This is a genomic window from Nitrosomonas communis, assembly GCF_024102715.1.
In the GTDB taxonomy this organism is placed as follows: domain Bacteria; phylum Pseudomonadota; class Gammaproteobacteria; order Burkholderiales; family Nitrosomonadaceae; genus Nitrosomonas; species Nitrosomonas communis_B.
Window position 1 is genome coordinate 13,882 of the sequence record NZ_JAGFJM010000080.1, and the last position, 14,814, is coordinate 28,695.

The following is a 14,814-nucleotide window of genomic DNA, read 5'->3' on the forward strand; positions in this document are numbered from 1 at the left end:
TGCAACACTACCGGCTCCATCCAGATATTCTTGGTGAGAAGCAGCGTGACCCGATTGAGCCTGTTTTTGTTACTTTGCCTACTTCCCCTGGTTGCGCAGGCTGCCGCCATCGAGAGCCTCAGGACATTCGTTCAGCGCACACACACTTTCAAGGCTGTATTTGCCCAAACGTTGCTGGATAAAAACCTGCAGATTGTGCAGGAAGCCAGCGGTGTCATGATGTTCGAGCGGCCAGGCAAATTCCGCTGGACCTATGACAAACCCTACCAGCAATTGATTGTCGGGGATGGTGCAAAAGTATGGTTTTATGATCAGGATCTCAATCAGGTCACGGTGCGTCAACTGGATCTAGCGATCGGCAGCAGTCCAGCTGCCTTGCTGGCCGGCAGCAGTACCATCGAACGGAATTTTGAGCTTAAAGAAATCGAGGTGCAGGATGAGATGGAGTGGCTGGAAGCTATCCCCAAGGCCAAAGAAAGCACCTTTGAGCTGATCCGCATGGGATTTTCGCGGAAGGGCGAATTGCGCGAAATGGTGCTGCGCGACAACTTCGGGCAATTTACTTTATTGGTATTTACTGATCTCGCTGCCAATCCTGTGCTCGCGCCTGATTTATTTCAGTTCTCCCCGCCGGAAGGGGCTGATGTGATCAGTGACTGATCTGTTTGCACCGCAAAAACCCGCTGCCCCGCTGGCGGAACGCCTACGCCCCCAATCGCTGGATGAAATCATCGGTCAGGCGCATCTGTTAGGCGCTGGCAAACCCCTGCGGCTTGCTTTTGAATCCGGCAAACCGCACTCCATGATTTTGTGGGGACCGCCAGGCAGCGGAAAAACTACTCTGGCACGCCTGATGGCGCGCGTGTTTGAGGCTGAGTTTATTGCGTTGTCAGCAGTCCTGTCAGGCGTAAAGGATATTCGTGATGCGATCGAACGGGCGCAGCGCGTGCTGCAGCAATCAGGCCGCCACACCATTTTGTTCGTGGATGAAGTGCACCGCTTTAACAAGGCGCAACAGGACGCTTTTCTGCCTTATGTCGAGCAGGGATTGATCACCTTTATCGGCGCCACTACGGAAAACCCTTCGTTTGAAGTCAATCGCGCACTGCTTTCACGTTCCCAAGTGTATGCGTTAAGCCCCTTATCTGAAGAGGAGCTAAAGCTTCTGTTTGAGCGCGCCTGTCAATCGGGTTTGCCAAAGCTGCATTTTTCCGAGGAAGCAAGAAATCTGCTGACCACCTTTGCTGATGGCGATGCGCGGCGTTTACTCAACTTGCTTGAGCAGGCAAATATCGCTGCCGAGACCGAAGGGGTGCGCGAGATCGATGTGGATTATCTGCGCAATATACTGTCGCGCAGCATGTGCCAGTTTGACAAAGGCGGCGATGAGTTTTACGACCAGATTTCAGCGTTGCACAAATCGATCCGCGGTTCCTCTCCGGATGCCGCGCTTTACTGGATGTGCCGCATGCTCGATGGCGGCACCGATCCGCTTTATATCGGCCGGCGACTGATTCGTGCTGCGACGGAAGATATCGGCCTGGCCGATCCGCGCGCACTTACCATCACCCTCGATGCCTGTCATGCTTATGAACGCCTTGGCAGCCCGGAAGGCGAGCTCGCGCTGGCGCAGGCAGCGCTCTACCTGGCCTGCGCACCGAAAAGCAATGCGGCTTACCTTGCTTACAAAAAAGCCCGCGCCTTGGTCGAACACGATCAATCGCGCCGCGTACCGATTCATTTGCGCAATGCGCCCACCAAACTCATGAAAGACATGGATTTCGGTAAAAATTACCGCTATGCGCATGATGAACCGGAAGCCTACGCCGCTGGTGAAAATTATTTTCCGGACGACATGCCGCCTACGGATTTCTATCAGCCTACTGCCTATGGACTGGAGGCAAAAATCGCCGAAAAACTGACTCATCTGCGTCAATTGGACGCGCAGGCGAAGAAGCATAATCAGAAGAAATAACCGTAGCCTAGTATACTGCCTTCAGCATCTGATCTGAGGTGAGTTCAATATGGCAATTAAATCTGCGGCTCTGTTCGTTTAGGGTATGTTGCAGCCAGCTTGCATCATCTTGTGAGGCACGGTTCAATTTAAAGCGTTTGATTTGCATTGGCGCCATTTCCAGTCCAGCCAGTTTGCCGGTAGCAGGCGCGATACTGGCAAAATACATCAGGGATAAATCGCCACGATAATATTCATGGCCGCCGATACCTTCATAATCATTCAGGAAATCACCGCAGCCGTACAGGATGAGCTTTCCCTTATACACTTCCAGGCCAAGAGGATGGTGGGAGGAATGGCCATGCAGGATGTCCACGCTGGCAGAGTCGATCAGCATATGGGCAAGCTCGATGTGTTCCTGGGGAATCTCATAGCCCCAGTTACCGCCCCAGTGGATGGAAAGCACGGCAACATCACCAGGACGCTTGGATTGATGCACGATCGTTGCGATGTAATCAACCATCCTGCGGGATAAATCGGTTAACAAGTAGACGCCCGCTTTTCTGCTCTGCGCAGCCCATTCGCTTGAAATGCCGCTGGATATTGTGCCACAGGCAATGACAATGACTCGTCCTTTGGACGGAGCATCCAGAATGGCTGGGGATTGCGCTTGCTGCAGGGTCGCGCCGGCCCCCGCGGTTTTGATGCCGGCGCTTGTTAATGCGTGCAGCGTTTCTGTCAAACCGGCATAGCCCCAGTCCAGTATGTGATTGTTCGCCAGCACACAGCAATCTATTTTTGCGGCGGTGAGGCAGGCGATATTTTTGGGATGCATGCGGTAATTTATGCCTTTGTAGGGCCAATAGTTGTTGCTCGCAGTAACGCTCGTTTCTAAATTGATGATGCGCACGTCCGGCGCTGCTTGTTCTAGCCTGGACAGCGCATCGCCCCAGATGTAATCGAAACTGACCGGTTTGGCGATCGTGCCATTGATTTCTTCGCCCAACTCGACATAGCGTTGCGCATTGCGGATATAGGGTTCATACAGTTGCGGCTCACTTGGATGAGGTAATAATTGATCGATTCCTCTGCCCGTCATGACATCGCCACACAAAAACAGCGTGATAGGTGTTTCCATTGTAGGTTCTTCAGGATTGGTGGTTGACATAGCTTGTTCCATACCGCTTGCCAGCGCCAGCAGCGTTGCTGATGATTGGAGCAGAAAATCTCGCCGTTTCATTGGGGCTAGCTAGTGGATCATTTCAGTAAAACCTCTGCTATTCGCAGTGAGATTCGAACTGCTAAGCAACTGACATTGACCTTCGACAGGCTCAGGCCGAGCGACATCTTGGTAAATATTTTACTGAAAAGATCCGCCATCTCATGCTGAATCAATTCAGTTTCAAAAAAGGATAACGCTTGCGCTGATCACGGCTCCATAGTGACAGACCTGCCTGCTGCGCGACGATTTCAACATCCAGAATCACATCAGGATCATCGAAGGTGACTTTACCTGCTGCCCCTTGTGACCGTAGTTGTTCATCCAGATAGTCGCCAAGCAATCCAGCTTCATCCTGGCTTTTTATCGTGCCATGGAAACCACGGCGATGCATGCGCACATGAAAGCTGCGATGAGCCAATTGGGGCAAGAATGACTGGATGCACTGCTTGGCTTTTTCCTCGAATGTTGCGACTGTTTGGAAAAAAAAGCCATGGGTGCAGGGGATGACGCGGCAGAACACATGCATATAAACCGGATCTGTTTGCATGTCTTGCCGGAAAGACTCGAGGAATGTTTCGATATCCGCAACCTTGAGGGTCAGCACATTATAAAAGGGTGTCTTGTCGACATGACCATAATTCGACAGCAGCGCAAAGCCGTCCTTGAAGCGGTTTTCTGCGACAGTGACCACAACATTCCAGTCTTTCATGATGATTCACCTTCGCTCAGTATGTAATGAATGTTTGGCTTGATTATATGGAAAGGCACCGTCCTTCGGCACCCAATCATTGGAATGCCTGTATGTCCTGATGGTTCCTAAACTTCGATGTCATAGGTTGAAGGGGCATACATGATGTTGGCCGATAACGTTTTCCGGGCAAAGCAAAGGATGAGAAACAAATAGCTGTCTTTCGAACATGATCGACACCATGCCAAACGCGCGCGTCATTCTGAATATTTGTCGCAAAGACTAACAGGATCGGTGATAAGCTAGTTATTCCCATGAATTTCCCAAGGGTATGGAAATCGGGGGAAGGTGTTTAACCTCACTGTCTCATTTTACTGATGAGATTCTGATTTCATGTCAACAACAATTCTTTTCATGAAGGAGTGTAAGTGATGAAAACAATCAGATTGTTAAACGTAAGTTTTGCATTAAGTATCGCGCTATTCCTGAGCAGTCATGTGCATGCGATTGATTTAGGCGATCTTTCAGGCGCAACTGATACCTTGCAACAAGGCACACAGATGCTGGAAGGTGGCGGAACGGCCACAACAGCGGTGCCAGCAGCGGCTTCTAGCAGTGGATTGACCGGGTTATTGATGCAGCAATTAGGTGTAACCCAGCCGCAAGCAGAAGGGGGGGCAGGGGCGCTGTTTCAGCTAGCCAAATCCAGAATGTCAAGCGGTGATTTTACAGCACTGAGCAATTCAGTTCCGGAGATGCAAGGTTTATTGGCGGCTGCACCTGCCGCAAGCCCTCTCGGGGGTGGCGGTATGGCAGCTACTTTCCTGCAAATTGGCTTAAAGCCAGAGATGGTACAGAAATTCGTACCCATCATGGTGCAGTACGTTGAAGGCAGTGGCGGCGGCACCGTTGCAGCCGCACTTAAATCAGCACTGATGGGTGGTATGTAGTTTTTCGCTATGAAAAAGGGAGAACTTGTCAGGCTTGATAAGCATACTGAAGCGAGTCGGGTGGATACTCGCTTCTTCTTTATACGAATTTTTTTAGGATGAATTTTTGCAGGATATTTGGTGGCGCGCAGTTGATGCAGATGGAAAGCTATGCTAACAAATGAGCAAGTCCTGATCATCGGCATATTATGTGCCACTGTGATTATGTTTTTTTGGGGGCGCTGGCGTCATGATATGGTGGCGGTTAGCGCCCTGTTAGCTTGTGTGATAACCGGTCTAGTGCCCATTGCGGAAACATTCGCAGGCTTCAGCCATCCAGCTGTCATTACTGTGGCGTGTGTGCTGGTATTGAGTTATGCCCTTCAGAACACAGGTGCGGTTGACTGGTTGACGCGGTTTGTTTTGCCAACCAAGGCTGGTCCCACTTTGACTATTGTTTCGCTCATTAGCCTGGCGGCGATATTGTCTGGATTTATGAACAATGTCGGCACGCTGGCTTTGCTGATGCCGGTAGCGCTGCAAACTGCGCTGCGTCTGGAGATGCCGCCTGGCCGATTGCTGATGCCGCTTGCCTTCAGTTCTATTCTTGGCGGCATGATCACCCTGATTGGTACACCGCCTAATCTAATTGTTTCGGGAGTACGCGCTGAAATAGGCTTGGGAAATTTCTCCATGTTTGACTTCACTCCTGTGGGATTTGTGGTTGCAGTAATCGGAATCTTGTTCATTTCTTTGTTTGGTTGGCGACTGGTGCCGATACGCAAACAGGTAAGTAGTGAAGGTTTCGATACCAGTGCTTACCTCACTGAGGCACGTGCGCAGGATGGTAGCAAGGCTGTAGGTATGCGGCTGCGTGAAATCGAGGCTATACTTAACGAAATAGATGCGCAGGTTGTTGGTTTGGTGCACAACGATGTGCGCATGGCTGTGCCGTATTTAGGCCGAGTCATACATGCTGGTGATATTCTGATCATTGAAGCTGAAGCAGGGTCACTTGCGAATGTATTATCCAGTCTTGGTCTGGAGCTAGAAGAGGCAAAATCCGGGATAGAAAAAGAAGATAACGAGGAGTCTTCACCAGCAGAACGAGAAAATAGCAAAAAGGCAAAAGTAATCCCCCCAGGGGAGGGAAATGATGCAAAAGCTGAGCCTTCCCTGGCAGAGAAAAAAGACATTTCTTTGGATGAAATTGTACTAATGGAGCTTGCGATTTTGCCGGCATCCGATCTGGTCGGCCGTTCACCCAGCGACATCCTGTTACGCACCCGTTATGGGATCAATTTGCTTGCTTTATCGCGCAAAGGACAGCGATCCATTGCACGCTTGCGGGCGATCAGATTCAAGGCAGGAGATGTGCTACTTTTGCAAGGTTCACCTGAGGCTATTGCTGGATTTGCTGATAACACAGGTTGTGTGCCTCTGGCAGAAAGGCAGTTACATATTCCTGACAAACGCAAGGCGATCGTTTCTGCTGCGATTATGGTGATAGCCGTAGGTACTGCTGCTTTCGGTTTGCTGCCACCCGCAATTTCCTTTACGTTTGGAGTGCTTGTGTCGATGATTTTTCATACTGTGCCATCGCGATCGCTTTATCAAGTGATCGACTGGCCAGTTATTGTATTGCTTGCGGCACTGATACCAGTCGCGAGTGTCATGCAAAGCACAGGTACTGCTGACCTGATCGCACGCGGTTTGCTGGCAACGAGCATGGCACAAGAAAATGCAATGATCGCGCTTGGTTTGATCTTGATTGTGACCATGACACTTTCCGATCTGATGAATAATACCGCTACTGCGGCAGTAATGTGTCCTATTGCGCTTAGCACGGCAAATCAGCTTGGCGTTAATCCGGATACATTTCTGATGGCGGTGGCAGTGGGTGCTTCCTGCGCTTTTTTAACGCCTATCGGCCATCAGAATAATACCCTTATTCTTGGTCCAGGCGGATTCCAATTCGGTGATTACTGGCGACTGGGTGGACCACTGGAACTCCTGATCTTCGCGGTGAGCATACCTATGCTGTTATGGGTATGGCCATTGTGAATAATACAGATATGCACGTAATCATGATCAGGTTTGTGTTTGTGTATGATGGTGTTGGTTTTTGCTGCTATTGCGGCAATTTATGCGTGAGAAGTATAGAAAAGGTAACAAGATAAAGCATTTATGATGCTGAAAATTGAATTCCTTGCTCATTTACTGCTCTTACTAATTACCTTGACCAAGATACATATTATTTGCGAGGAGATGAGAATAATGTTATTGAGTCGACGGCAATTTCTTAGCCTGAGTGGTGCAACTGCCCTGATAGCGACTTGCTCACCCCAGGCGATGTTGGGTCAATCCCTGTTCAATCGTCCACAGCAGGCTTCTTCTGCAATACTAGAAGGTATGCAAGGGCTGCCGCAGCAGAAAAATATGATAGGGGTATCCGATCAATATGACTACCCCACCAGAGGAATTTTTCGCCTGGCGCCAGGAGCTATTTGCTGTTGGTCTGGATCAGTTTAGTTTTAACAATGTAGGCAATCCTTATCATCATAGCCACATTCCTTTTAACAGCCATTTATTTGAAAAAGAGCTGATAAACCGGTTTGGCACGGTGTATGGTTTTTCATCAGACAATATCTGGGGCTTCCTTACCAATAGCGGTACCGACAGCAATATGCACGGACTGTATATGGGCCGCACCCTTCTTAAAAGCCAGACAGGGGTGATGCCTAAAATTTATTTCACCCAGGAGGCGCATTATTCGATCCAGATTCTGAGGGATTTACTGAATCTGGAATGGGTAGTGGTAGCGACTCATCAAGATGGCAGCATGGATACCGATGATCTGGAACGGCAAATGGATGCAAATTCCAATTACCCAGCCTTGGTGGTGGCAACGATAGGCACCACCTTCAAAGGTGCAGTTGATTCCATTGATGGCATTCAGGCAAAGCTTAAAAATCGAGCCTCTTATCTTCATCTGGATGCGGCATTGTTCGGTGGCTATCTGCCTCATACCTCATTTGCCAGTGATCTTTGGCATGAGATTCCCGACCAGGGAACGGGGAAAAAGGTAAAGCGCTACGATTCCATTGCCGTCTCATGCCATAAATTTTTTGGATTTCCTTCACCGGCAGGCTTGTTCATCACGCCCCGGACAAATTTTGAGGCATTTCACGCGCAGTTTGGTCAGGTTCATGAATCTGAGTATATTTTGCAAGTGCCAGGCACCATTACCTGTTCGCGTGATGCGGTAAAACCGGCTGAGTTTTATTTCTTTAGCTCAGCGTCGTCATTTACAAAGCAGGCTGCTGATGCCAGGGCCATGCTGGACAATGCAGCGTATCTGCTAAAGGAGATGGTGACCCATTATGGCCATTTACATCCTGTGAGAGTCAATCCCCAATCCAATATCATTTATTTCAGAAAACCGAGCGATGCCGTGGTGAATCGTTATAACCTGGCGACCATGGGATTGACTATCGATGGGCAGCAAGCGCCTTGTGCACATGTGGTGGTGATGCCGCATGCCAGCAAGGGAATCCTGGATCGATTTTTGACTGATCTGGGTAAAAATGAGGTGTGATTTTTCCGATTGTTGGGTTAGTGTGAGATCGTTCTGGAAAAAACATTGATGACCATGACCCCTGCAACGATCAGTAATAAGCCTATGATTGCCGGCATATCCAGCGATTGCCCCAGGAAAAGCCAACCGGCCAGCGCAATGAGCACAACACCTGCACCTGACCAGATAGCATAGGCTATGCCCACGGGGATTGTTTTAAGCGTGAGCGATAGAAAGTAAAAAGCCAGCAAATATCCGGCTAGGACGATCAGCGAAGGCCAAAAGCGGCTAAATCCTTCAGCCGCCTTGAGGGATGAGGTGGCAATCACTTCGCTCAGGATAGCGATCGAGAGAAAAATCCACTGCTGCATTGATGTAACTCCTATAAGAATGAGAAAACAGTTTTACTTGATTAAGTCAAACCCAGTCAAATTGCCGGACTATCCTGTGCCTACATCCTTTCACCGTGCGGTGGCTAATGGTATTTCTGCAGCATGACGCTATCTAAAATCAAGGGCTGGTAAGATGGCCTTAAATCTAATCCGGATTCAATCACGAAATTTGAGTTGATTGTTTTTGTGATGATGATAACGAGTATAATTTTACGGAAATGAAGGAAGAATGTTTTGATGATTGATTAAACTGACTTCATAGATGTTGATTGTTAAACTTGGTTTATCTACTAACTAAAAAGGAGACATTATGTCTGTACTCGTCACACGACCTGCACCTGATTTTACTAAGCCTGCGGTGTTGCCTAATGGCAGTTTCGATGAAAATTTCAACCTTCATACGCATATTCGCGACAAGTATGCAGTGCTGTTCTTTTATCCGCTGGATTTTACCTTTGTCTGTCCCTCGGAAATCATTGCGCACTCCCATCGGGCAAAGGATTTCCGCGAACGCAATGTGGAAGTGATCGGTATCTCAGTCGATTCCCAATTCACGCACTACGCCTGGCGTAACACCCCTGTCACCAAAGGCGGGCTCGGCCCGATCGATATCACGCTGGTGGCTGATTTAGGTGGTGAAATAATGAATGCCTATGGCGTGGCCCATCCTAACCATGTTGCGCTGCGCGGCTCATTCCTGATTGACAGACAGGGTATCGTGCGCCATCAGGTGGTTAATGATTTGCCACTCGGACGCGATGTCGACGAGATGCTGCGCATGGTTGACGCGCTGCGTTTCCATGAGGAACATGGTGAAGTATGCCCGGCTGGCTGGAAAAGCGGACAACCCGGCATGAAGGCAAGCCCGGAAGGGGTGGCAGAATATCTCAGCAGCCACGCAGACAAATTGTAAAGAGCTGGAACAACTCTGCTTCACTGGCTTTCTAACCAAGCTGAAAGGAGAAACACATGAACCTAGATAAAGATAAAGCAGTCGCATTATTGAATCAGATCATGGAATTCGAATTGGCTGGGGTAGTGCGTTATACCCACTATGCTCTGATGGTATACGGCTATAACCGCATACCCATCGTCGAATGGTTAAATAAACAAGCTCAGGAAGGATTGTTGCATGCGCAAAAGGCAGGCGAGCTGGTCACCCTGTTAGGAGGACATCCCTCGCTTGCCATCGGTCCATTGCTGGAGACGCATGTGCATGATACCGACTTAGTCTGCTCGGTTCCCGTTGGCGACATCCTGCGGGAGTCGCTTGCATATGAAAACGAGGCGCTCAAGATCTATTACCAATTATTGGAGTTAGCCCAGGGTAAATCAGTAGTGCTGGAAGATTATGCACGCGGCCAGATTGTAGCGGAGGAGATGCATGCCGATGCGGTCAGGAAAATGCTGCGTCAACCCTGTGAAGAAGGGAAGTAAATACAATTTGTTAGCATGAAAGGCATGATCTCGATGAAATTTGCTGGAGTGCTGTAGCGGCAGAATCGCGTCGAGGTCATGCCTGTATCAGTCAAGGATTTGTAAATTTTACTGATGAAGGTTTTCTTGCATAAGGTTTTTATTGGCCATCTGTGAATATACTGATGCCATCACACTCCTGATTGCGCACTAAAATAGGGTGAAGGCAAGGTCGGGTAAACCCGGTAAATGTGCCGGAACACTTCCATCGCCTTTTCCTCCACATCCTCTTCTGCAAAGGCTTCTACCGGCAGTCCTGTGCGCTCATCCCAAAGATAATCCCGAATGGTTACCCGCACCGCGTCGCGGGTGGCTTCCTTATCACGCCAATGATCTACTCGCAGCTTTTCTGCCTTCAGCTTTTCGAGCAACTGTACCGCGACCAGCTTGATACGCTTGATCTCTGCCGGTTTGAGATCTGGTTTTCTGAGCAGATCAAAAATCGCGAGGGATTCTTCGTCCAGCCCTTCACGCACTGCATGCTGCGCTTCCTCGTCAAGCTCTTGAGCGAATTTGAACAAGGTCTCGAAGGTTTTTTCAATCGTTAGTCGGTCTTTCTCCCGATTGTATTCGGAAACGATGTGTTCGTAGTGCTGTTGGAAGTCGGTGCGCAGTGGATTTTGCAGCAAGAGACGTTGTAATCGCTGCTCCACAGCCTCACGCAGGTTCTGTACGGTGGTGTTTTTTCTGGGGCTGCGCGCAAACTCCTTGCGCAGTCGTTCAAAATCGATCTTGCTGATATCGAACGGGGATGGATTGTATTTGCCACTCTTCGGTTTAACTGCTATTGCATCCTCCACCACCGAATGCAATTGCCGGATGATATCGGCAATATCTGCCTGCTCGCGATCCTGCTGCAGGCTCCTGTAGACGATATTGATCGCATCCCGCTCGGGCCGGTGCGTATTTGCTCCTGAGATATTGATACAGGCCTTGAACTTCTTGAACACTTCACGGCACATCACTTCAAAGCGCTTGCGGCTTTCGTCGTTTTCGTTGACAGCTTCCTTGCAAGCCATGATCGCGGCGTTCTGGGCAAAGCCGGTCTGGTGCATGACGTTCTCCAATGATGCACGGCGGTCTGCGAGGAATGCGCGTACCAGGGAAATCGCTTCAGCCAGATCCGCCAGCAATTCCTCGTTAGGACGGGCCGGATCGGTTTCGCTGTTATCGCCTTCAGACTGCGTGCCGGCAAAGGTCGCAAGCGCCTGGCGCAGATGCTTGAGGATACCGCAGTAATCCACGATCAGGCCGTTGTTCTTGCCTTCATGCACGCGATTGGCACGGGCGATGGCCTGCATCAGGGTGTGCGCCTTGAGCGGTTTGTCGAGGTAAAGCGTGGACAGGCTCGGCACATCAAAACCGGTCAGCCACATGGCGCAGACGATGGCCACACGCAGCGGGTGCTCTTCTGCCTTGAAAGCGTCATCCAATGCCATGTTTTGCAGGTGACGGTACTCAGGCTTCATGCGCATCGCTGCGGGCAGATCGATGCCTTCCTTCATCAGTTTACGGTGCGGAATAATGTCCAACCCCCATCTGCGAAACTTGTCCACTTCACCTTGTTCTTCACTCACCACCACTGCCATGCGGGTTTCGCGCATCCAGTCGAGCTGACGTTGACGGAATAGTTCGTCCTGATCGTCGCTGACCGCTGCCAGCTCCTTCTCCAGCTCGCGAATGCGTTCTTGCCAGTAAAACGCAATCAAGCGATGCATGCGCACGCACGTCACCTTGTCGATGCACACCAGCATCGCCTTGCCGGTCTCCCATGCAGTTGAGTAATGCTGCACGAAATCCCTGGCGACCTGATCGAGACGCTTGCCCGCAGTGATGATGTGATAATCGCGCTTGAGCTCTTTCTCCAGCCGCTGTTCGACATCGATATCATCGGTCTCTAATTGCTCCAGCTTTTCCGCAATGCGTTCATTGAGGTCACCAATTGCCACCCCCAGCTTCTCCCCACGCGCATCGTAATAGAGTGGCACCGTAGCGCGGTCATCTACCGCGCGCTGGAAGTCATAGGTGGAAACATATTCGCCGAATACCCGACGCGTGATTTCGTCATCCTTGAACAGCGGTGTGCCGGTAAAGCCGAGGTAACTCGCATGAGGTAAGGCATTGCGCAGGTTGAGCGCCAGCGTGCCATATTGGGTGCGGTGCGCCTCGTCGGTGATGACGATGATATCATCGCGAAGTGAAATAGCCATTTCGCGACCCTCACCCCCAACCCCTCTCCCATTGGGAGAGGGTGGCTGCAGGACGGGTGAGGGCGTCGCTTTTAGCGATGTGAATTTTTGTATCAGTGAAAAAATGTGAGTCTTGTGCTGGCTCAGCAATTCATTCAGGTGCTGGCCGCTGGCAGCCCGGCAGGGTTCACGGTCATGATCCACCACGCCGCAGTGGGCAAAGGTCTTGTAAATCTGGCTATCGAGATCATCACGGTCGGTCAGTATCAGAAAAGTGAAGTTGCCGCCCAGCTTGCGGTGCACCTTGCGCGTGAACATCACCATCGAATAGCTCTTGCCTGAACCCTGGGTGTGCCAGAAGACACCTAGACGACTTAAGCTATCTGTCGTCCCTCCCTCACCCCCAACCCCTCTCCCCGAGGGCGAAGGGGATTGAAGCCTTGAGTTGCTCATTACTTGTTGCCCCTCTCCCGATGGGAGAGGCTGGGTGAGGGTCGCGGCTCGGTAGCGCCGAGCTACCGCCGCGATAGCACGGTTGACACCAAGAAATTGATGGTTGCGGGCAAGGATCTTTCTGGGCTCACCCGCAGATTCATCGAACAGAATGAAATTTTCCACCAGATCGAGCAGGTTACGGCGGTCGCATACGCCCTTGAGCAGTGTTTCCATATCCACCGCACCGGGCACCTCCTCGGCCAGGCGCTTCCATTCGCTGAAATGCTCCCAGCGGCTGGTGATAGAGCCGATCCTGGCCTGTGCGCCATTGCCGAACAGGACGAAGGCGTTATGGTGAAACAGGTGCGGCACGGTGTCGCGGTAATCAGAAAAATTCTGCTCAAAGGCGGTTCTCAGGTTGCGATGAATGTTTTTGCACTCGATGAACAGCAGCGGCAAGCCGTTGACGAAACCGATGATGTCCGCCCGCCGCCGGTAGAGATCCCCCTTCACCCACAGCTCGCGCACACAAAGAAATTCGTTGTTATCGGGATGATCGAAATCCAGCACCCGTAGCCGCTGCCGTTCCAGTTCGCCTTGTCGATTGCGAAAGGAGACCTGTACGCCGTCGCGGAGTTGTTCATACTTCTCGCGATTGGTCGCTACCAAAGTTTGTGAGGCTAGGGTAGCGTTAATCTGCCGCACGGCATCGTCATAGGCTGCATCCGGCAGGCCCGGATTCAATGTCATCAGCCTAGCGCGCAGCGGGCGCGTCAGCACCACCTCGCGTTCGGAAGCGCGGCCCAGCAGGCTGTCCGGCCCGAAATCCTCATGATTATGGGTATACACTGATTGCCAACCGAGCTGCTGTGCCAAATAGTCGGCGGTGGTCTGCTGCACCAGCGTGTCTTCGGTATAAGCCATGATCTGTTTAGGGGTTCACGCTTTGCTATATTTTGCTATAGGCCAGCGCCAGCGATTCGGCTACCCCGCACAGCCGCTTGTCGCGCGTCCAAAGCTGAACGCCATCAGCCAGCACCACGGCAGCCAGCAAATGGGCGTCCACATAGCCGATACCCTTGCCCATCAAAGCATGGCGCTCGATGAAGTACAGCACTTCATCGTCGGTAGCCACCTTGATACTAGGCATGTCTTTCAACAGGGAAAGCACCTCTGCACGCTGTTTTAAGTTGCCACAAGCCAGCTCACCCAGTACAAAGGGATGGATCAGCACCTGTAAGGAATTAAGCAGCACGACAAGTTCTGCATCCCCGCTTCGCAGGTGATCGACCCATACCGAACTATCCACCAAAATCATACAGAATCGGCTTGCCGTCGGGATATCGGCACCAGCTGCGGCTCCGAACCACCAAGTTTGGCCAGTCGTCGGGCGCTCTCGCGCTCAATCAAGGCGCGCAATCCTTCTCTTACCAGGGCGGCCTTCTCAGTCACGCCGGTGATACGCTGCGCCTCCATCAGCAAGTCGTCATCAATATTCAGCGTTGTACGCATAGCCAATATTTCCACAAAAGTTTAGAGACATCATATAGTACATCATGTGATGCCTATTGTCGTGCCTAAACTTACTCATAGCTCTATCGCTTCCTTTAATACTTGCTCGCGGATATGACGGTTCAATTCATGTTCGGGGATCAGCTCCACCCGGCGATGGAGTAAATCTGCCAACCGCTCAGTTAGCGGGATGCGCTGCTTAAACAGATCGTAACCCCGTGGAAAATCCACCAGAAAATCGACATCACTGTCGGATTGCTCTTCGCCCCGGGCGACAGAACCAAACACGCGAATGCGTCGTGCGCCGTACTGACTACACAGTGCCATGATGACATCTTTTTGGCTGCGCAATTTATCTAATAACATTGTGGTCTCTCTTGCTTTATTACGAACCCCGGTCCAGCATAATATATATGAAACAAATATTAAGGTTGGGTCAG

Annotated in this window: 15 protein-coding genes; 8 read left to right on the forward strand and 7 right to left on the reverse strand. The window is 50.8% G+C overall.

Annotated features, from left to right (window positions below; genetic code table 11):
• Window positions 1-45 precede the first annotated feature (45 nt).
• On the forward strand, window positions 46-660 hold the full coding sequence (gene lolA, locus J5I83_RS07530; RefSeq protein ID WP_304054648.1) for an outer membrane lipoprotein chaperone LolA: 615 nt from the start codon (window positions 46-48) through the stop codon (window positions 658-660).
• Complete coding sequence (locus J5I83_RS07535; RefSeq protein WP_304054609.1) at window positions 653-1,975, forward strand: replication-associated recombination protein A; 1,323 nt, start codon at window positions 653-655, stop codon at window positions 1,973-1,975. The genes lolA and J5I83_RS07535 overlap by 8 nt, the downstream gene beginning before the upstream one ends.
• A 7-nt stretch (window positions 1,976-1,982) precedes the next feature.
• Here J5I83_RS07535 and J5I83_RS07540 read toward each other — a convergent pair whose 3' ends face one another.
• Together J5I83_RS07540 and J5I83_RS07545 are read right to left on the reverse strand one after the other, a co-directional pair.
• Complete coding sequence (locus tag J5I83_RS07540) at window positions 1,983-3,194, reverse strand: CapA family protein (RefSeq protein ID WP_304054610.1); 1,212 nt, start codon at window positions 3,192-3,194, stop codon at window positions 1,983-1,985.
• 151 nt (window positions 3,195-3,345) lie between these two features.
• Window positions 3,346-3,885 (reverse strand): THUMP domain-containing protein, encoded by a 540-nt coding sequence (locus J5I83_RS07545; RefSeq protein WP_304054611.1) that lies wholly within the window; start codon window positions 3,883-3,885, stop codon window positions 3,346-3,348.
• Window positions 3,886-4,295: 410 nt separating this feature from the next.
• On the opposite strand from J5I83_RS07545, the gene J5I83_RS07550 reads away from it, so the two are divergent.
• The 4 genes from J5I83_RS07550 to J5I83_RS07565 all read left to right on the forward strand — a co-directional run bounded on the left by J5I83_RS07550 (window position 4,296) and on the right by J5I83_RS07565 (window position 8,391).
• Complete coding sequence (locus tag J5I83_RS07550) at window positions 4,296-4,814, forward strand: DUF2780 domain-containing protein (protein WP_304054612.1); 519 nt, start codon at window positions 4,296-4,298, stop codon at window positions 4,812-4,814.
• Between the two features lie 150 nt (window positions 4,815-4,964).
• Window positions 4,965-6,857, forward strand: coding sequence for an SLC13 family permease (locus J5I83_RS07555; RefSeq protein ID WP_304054613.1), 1,893 nt, complete (start codon window positions 4,965-4,967; stop codon window positions 6,855-6,857).
• A 126-nt stretch (window positions 6,858-6,983) separates the two neighbouring features.
• On the forward strand, window positions 6,984-7,325 hold the full coding sequence (locus J5I83_RS07560; protein ID WP_304054615.1) for a hypothetical protein: 342 nt from the start codon (window positions 6,984-6,986) through the stop codon (window positions 7,323-7,325).
• Entirely contained in the window at window positions 7,255-8,391 is a 1,137-nt protein-coding gene (locus tag J5I83_RS07565) for a pyridoxal-dependent decarboxylase (RefSeq protein ID WP_304054617.1), read from the forward strand. The genes J5I83_RS07560 and J5I83_RS07565 overlap by 71 nt, the downstream gene beginning before the upstream one ends.
• A gap of 17 nt (window positions 8,392-8,408) precedes the next feature.
• Here the strand turns inward: J5I83_RS07565 and J5I83_RS07570 are convergent, their stop codons facing one another.
• Window positions 8,409-8,741, reverse strand: coding sequence for an SMR family transporter (locus tag J5I83_RS07570; protein ID WP_304054618.1), 333 nt, complete (start codon window positions 8,739-8,741; stop codon window positions 8,409-8,411).
• Window positions 8,742-9,072: 331 nt separating this feature from the next.
• Here J5I83_RS07570 and J5I83_RS07575 point away from each other — a divergent pair, with 331 nt between their 5' ends.
• Window positions 9,073-9,675, forward strand: coding sequence for a peroxiredoxin (locus tag J5I83_RS07575; protein ID WP_304054620.1), 603 nt, complete (start codon window positions 9,073-9,075; stop codon window positions 9,673-9,675).
• A gap of 56 nt (window positions 9,676-9,731) precedes the next feature.
• On the forward strand, window positions 9,732-10,199 hold the full coding sequence (locus tag J5I83_RS07580; protein ID WP_304054623.1) for a bacterioferritin: 468 nt from the start codon (window positions 9,732-9,734) through the stop codon (window positions 10,197-10,199).
• 170 nt (window positions 10,200-10,369) lie between these two features.
• Here the strand turns inward: J5I83_RS07580 and J5I83_RS07585 are convergent, their stop codons facing one another.
• From J5I83_RS07585 to J5I83_RS07600, 4 genes are all read right to left on the reverse strand, one after another.
• Window positions 10,370-13,786 (reverse strand): type I restriction endonuclease subunit R, encoded by a 3,417-nt coding sequence (locus tag J5I83_RS07585; protein ID WP_304054625.1) that lies wholly within the window; start codon window positions 13,784-13,786, stop codon window positions 10,370-10,372.
• 25 nt (window positions 13,787-13,811) lie between these two features.
• Window positions 13,812-14,180, reverse strand: a complete 369-nt coding sequence (locus J5I83_RS07590) for a type II toxin-antitoxin system VapC family toxin (protein WP_304054627.1) — start codon at window positions 14,178-14,180, stop codon at window positions 13,812-13,814.
• Window positions 14,177-14,374: a type II toxin-antitoxin system VapB family antitoxin gene (locus J5I83_RS07595; RefSeq protein ID WP_304054650.1), complete on the reverse strand. Its 198-nt coding sequence runs from the start codon at window positions 14,372-14,374 to the stop codon at window positions 14,177-14,179. Before J5I83_RS07595 ends, J5I83_RS07590 begins: the two co-directional genes overlap by 4 nt.
• Window positions 14,375-14,449: 75 nt before the next feature.
• The gene (locus tag J5I83_RS07600) at window positions 14,450-14,740 is read right to left on the reverse strand and encodes a nucleotidyltransferase family protein (protein ID WP_304054629.1); all 291 of its coding nucleotides are present in this window, start codon (window positions 14,738-14,740) and stop codon (window positions 14,450-14,452) included.
• Between the last annotated feature and the right edge of the window lie 74 nt (window positions 14,741-14,814).